We start from the raw sequence: 514 nt of genomic DNA, 5'->3' as shown, positions 1-514 counted from the left end.
TCCCCGGTATCGAGCTCGAGGGCTCGTTCGGCGGCGCGGACTTCGTGTCCTGGTACGACGGGCACCCGGACGTCAGCCGTGAGTGGCCGCTGGAGGCCAGGGAGATCGCTGTGATCGGTAACGGCAACGTCGCCCTCGACGTCGCCCGCATCCTGTCCAAGCACGCCGACGACCTGCTACCGACCGAGATCCCGCAGAACGTGTACGAGGGCCTGAAGGCCTCGCCGGTCACCGACGTGCACGTCTTCGGCCGGCGCGGACCCGCGCAGGTGAAGTTCACCCCGCTGGAGCTGCGCGAGCTCTCGCACTCGCGTGACGTGGACATCGTGCTCTATCCGGAGGACTTCGACTTCGATGCAGGCTCCGAGGAGCAGATCGCGACGAACAACCAGACGAAGACGATGGTGAAGACCCTCACCAACTGGCTCGTCGAGGACGAGCCGACGGGAGCCTCACGCCGGCTGCACCTGCACTTCCTGCACTCGCCCGTGGAGATCTACGACTCACCGGAGAC

At 66.3% G+C, this 514-nt stretch carries 1 pseudogene; it reads left to right on the top strand.

Annotated elements, in window-relative coordinates:
• Window positions 1-514: pseudogene (locus FDK12_RS14965) on the top strand (pyridine nucleotide-disulfide oxidoreductase); the annotation flags it as partial.

The organism is Arthrobacter sp. NamB2 (assembly GCF_005281365.1).
Classification (GTDB): domain Bacteria; phylum Actinomycetota; class Actinomycetes; order Actinomycetales; family Micrococcaceae; genus Arthrobacter_D.
The sequence above is the reverse complement of the archived record's forward strand: the minus strand, read 5'-3'. Positions and strand labels throughout refer to the sequence as shown.